The sequence below is a fragment of the Bergeriella denitrificans NBRC 102155 genome (assembly GCF_001592185.1).
Lineage (GTDB): Bacteria > Pseudomonadota > Gammaproteobacteria > Burkholderiales > Neisseriaceae > Neisseria > Neisseria denitrificans.
Window position 1 is genome coordinate 1 of the sequence record NZ_BCWL01000233.1, and the last position, 2,979, is coordinate 2,979.

At 56.0% G+C, this 2,979-nt stretch carries 4 protein-coding genes; 3 read left to right on the forward strand and 1 reads right to left on the reverse strand.

Features of this window, described 5'->3' with window-relative positions:
* Positions 1–248: 248 nt before the first annotated feature.
* Positions 249–560: a hypothetical protein gene (locus tag BDE01S_RS09585; protein ID WP_066080844.1), complete on the reverse strand. Its 312-nt coding sequence runs from the start codon at positions 558–560 to the stop codon at positions 249–251.
* A gap of 41 nt (positions 561–601) precedes the next feature.
* Here BDE01S_RS09585 and accB point away from each other — a divergent pair, with 41 nt between their 5' ends.
* The 3 genes from accB to accC all read left to right on the forward strand — a co-directional run bounded on the left by accB (position 602) and on the right by accC (position 2,703).
* Positions 602–1,048 carry an acetyl-CoA carboxylase biotin carboxyl carrier protein gene (gene accB, locus BDE01S_RS09590; protein WP_066080848.1) on the forward strand — a complete coding sequence of 149 codons (447 nt, stop codon included), beginning with the start codon at positions 602–604 and terminating at the stop codon, positions 1,046–1,048.
* Between the two features lie 66 nt (positions 1,049–1,114).
* The gene (locus BDE01S_RS09595) at positions 1,115–1,309 is read left to right on the forward strand and encodes a YqaE/Pmp3 family membrane protein (RefSeq protein ID WP_066080851.1); all 195 of its coding nucleotides are present in this window, start codon (positions 1,115–1,117) and stop codon (positions 1,307–1,309) included.
* Between the two features lie 32 nt (positions 1,310–1,341).
* Positions 1,342–2,703: an acetyl-CoA carboxylase biotin carboxylase subunit gene (accC, locus tag BDE01S_RS09600; protein ID WP_066080854.1), complete on the forward strand. Its 1,362-nt coding sequence runs from the start codon at positions 1,342–1,344 to the stop codon at positions 2,701–2,703.
* The last annotated feature ends 276 nt before the right edge of the window (positions 2,704–2,979 follow it).

Here is a 2,979-nt window from a genome sequence, read left to right on the forward strand (position 1 = left end):
ACCCGTACTATATAGTCGTAGAACTTAAATCCTGCTACGGCAAGGCGAAGCAATGCTGTACCATTCTTATTTTAAATGACTATACTTGTACTGTCTGCGGCTCGCCGCCTTGTATCAGAATTTACGCTCCGACTATATACGCACCGTGTAGGGGCATGCCCAAATGCCGGGCTGCGGTTTTGCCCGGTATGGGCGGGCGGCGCGGGTATGCGGAATAGCGCGGTATTCGGGGCGGACAGGTGCGTTTTTCAGACGGCTTGCTGTTGTGCGGGCTTATGATTAGAATATAAATTAGAATAAATACTCTTGATTTCGCCATCTGCCTGCGGATGCACGCTGTTATTTTGCGGAAAACGGTATTTTTGATTGAAAAGCGGGTTTTTGAGAGATTTTGCTGGACATTTGTCGGCAAGTTCAGCAAAATAGCCTGCTTCAATCCCGCCGATTGTAGCGGCCGGGCTAAATATAATTTGAAAAATATGCGCTGCCTGCAGCTTGGTGCGGGCGGCATATCCGATTTTATCTGAACGCAGGGGCGGAGTATGCCCTTGTGCTACCAAACCATTTGGGTACGGCGGCTGCCGTATCGGAAAGGACGAACATGGATCTGCGCAAATTAAAAAAACTGATTGATTTGGTCGAAGAGTCCGGCATTGCCGAAATCGAAGTGACCGAAGGTGAAGAAAAAGTGCGCATCACCCGCGCAACCGCCCAAGCGGTTTATGCCGCGCCGGTGGCCGCTGCTGCCGCACCTGCTGCGCCTGTCGCCGTCAGTGCCGCTGCCGAAGCCGCCGCGCCGGCTGCCCGTGATTTGAGCAACGCGCAGAAATCGCCTATGGTGGGTACGTTCTACCGCGCGCCCAGCCCGAATGCGGCGGCGTTTGTCGAAGTCGGCCAAAGCGTCAAAGCCGGCGACACCCTGTGCATCATCGAAGCCATGAAGCTGATGAACGAAATCGAGGCGGAAACCTCCGGCGTCATCAAAGAAATCCTGGTAGAAAACGGCCAACCGGTCGAATACGGCGAGCCGCTGTTTATCATCGAATAATCTGTGTTCAGACGGCCTGTGCCGGTTTCAGGCCGTCTGAAAAACCTTTTACCCTAAGGAATAACGATGCGCCTACTTCTCGCACTGCTTCTGCCCTGGCTGCAGTTTTTCACCATCGGCCGCCCGTTTGCCGGCATCATCTGCCTGATTCTGCAGATTTCCTTAATCGGCTGGCTACCGGCCGCCATTTGGTCGGTTTACGCCCTGAGCCAATACAAAACCGACCAAAAAATCAGCCGCGCGATGGCGGATAAAGGCTGAGCAGGCCGTCTGAAAACACAGGAAAAATTACCATGTTGAAAAAAGTCTTAATCGCCAACCGCGGCGAAATCGCCCTGCGCGTGCTGCGCGCCTGCCGCGAAATGGGCATCGCCACCGTGGCCGTCCATTCCGAAGCCGACAAAGACAGCCTCCACGTCAAGCTGGCCGACGAATCCGTCTGCATCGGCCCCGCGCCGTCCCCGCAAAGCTACCTGCATATTCCCGCGCTAATTGCCGCCGCCGAAGTCACCGGTGCCGACGCCATCCACCCGGGCTACGGCTTCTTGGCCGAACGCGCCGATTTCGCCGAGCAGGTAGAAGAGTCCGGCTTCATCTTTATCGGCCCGCGCGCCGACACCATCCGCCTGATGGGCGACAAAGTTTCCGCCAAACACGCCATGATCGAAGCAGGCGTACCCTGCGTACCCGGCTCCGACGGCGCATTGCCCGACGACGAAGCGGAAATCCTGAAAATCGCCGACAAAGTCGGTTTCCCCGTCATCATCAAAGCTTCCGGCGGCGGCGGCGGACGCGGCATGCGCGTAGTCGAGAAAAAAGAAGACCTGCTGCGCTCGGTAGAAATGACCAAAACCGAAGCCGGCGCCGCATTCGGCAACCCGATGGTGTATATGGAGCGCTACCTCCAACGCCCGCGCCACATCGAAATCCAAGTATTGGCCGACGAACACGGCAATGCTGTTTACTTGGGCGAACGCGACTGCTCCATGCAGCGCCGCCACCAAAAAGTCATTGAAGAAGCCCCCGCTCCCGGCATTACGCCCGAAGAGCGCGCCAAAATCGGCCAAGCCTGCGTCGAAGCGTGCAAACGCATCGGCTACCGCGGCGCGGGTACATTTGAATTTTTGTATGAAGACGGCGAATTCTTCTTTATCGAAATGAACACCCGCGTACAGGTCGAACACCCCGTTACCGAGCTGATCAGCGGCGTGGACATCGTACAGGAGCAGCTGCGCGTGGCCGCCGGCCTGCCGCTGCAATACACGCAGGACGACATCGTCTTGGAAGGCCATGCGTTTGAGTGCCGCATCAACGCCGAAGATCCGTACAACTTCATCCCCAGCCCCGGCCTGATTGAATTCTGCCACCTGCCGGGCGGCTTGGGCGTGCGCGTGGACAGCCACATCTACCAAGGCTACCGCATTCCGCCCAACTACGACAGCCTGATCGGCAAAATCTGCGTACACGGCAAAGACCGCGGGCAGGCCATGGCCAAAATGCGCGTGGCACTGGCGGAACTGGCAGTCAACGGCATCAAAACCAACACCCCGCTGCACCGCGACCTCTTTCAAGATCCCGGCTTCTCAGAAGGCGGTGTCAGCATCCACTATCTGGAACACTGGCTGGAAGAACGCAAAGCCAATCAGGAAAAATAAACGCCGCAAGCGCAGGCATCCCGTTTGCGCTTGTCCGTAGATTTCCCATTGCGCCAAAGGCCGTCTGAAAACCGCAAGGTTTTTCAGACGGCCTTTTTGAATATCCGCTAATCCGTTACAATATCGTCAAATTTCCAAGAAACCGTAACGGGTGGGCTTTATAGCTCGGCAAGACATTACCGCTGTCGGGCACGGCCAATACTATAGCTTTTTTTATAGTCATTTAAAATAAGAATGGTACAGCGTTGCTTCGCCTTACCATACTGTCTGCGGCTT

What these genes read in the sequence shown, in the direction of transcription:
- accC (WP_066080854.1), top strand. Translation starts at nt 1,342, where the DNA reads ATGTTGAAAAAAGTCTTAATCGCCAACCGCGGCGAAATCGCCCTGCGC.
- BDE01S_RS09595 (WP_066080851.1), top strand. Translation starts at nt 1,115, where the DNA reads ATGCGCCTACTTCTCGCACTGCTTCTGCCCTGGCTGCAGTTTTTCACC.
- accB (WP_066080848.1), top strand. Translation starts at nt 602, where the DNA reads ATGGATCTGCGCAAATTAAAAAAACTGATTGATTTGGTCGAAGAGTCC.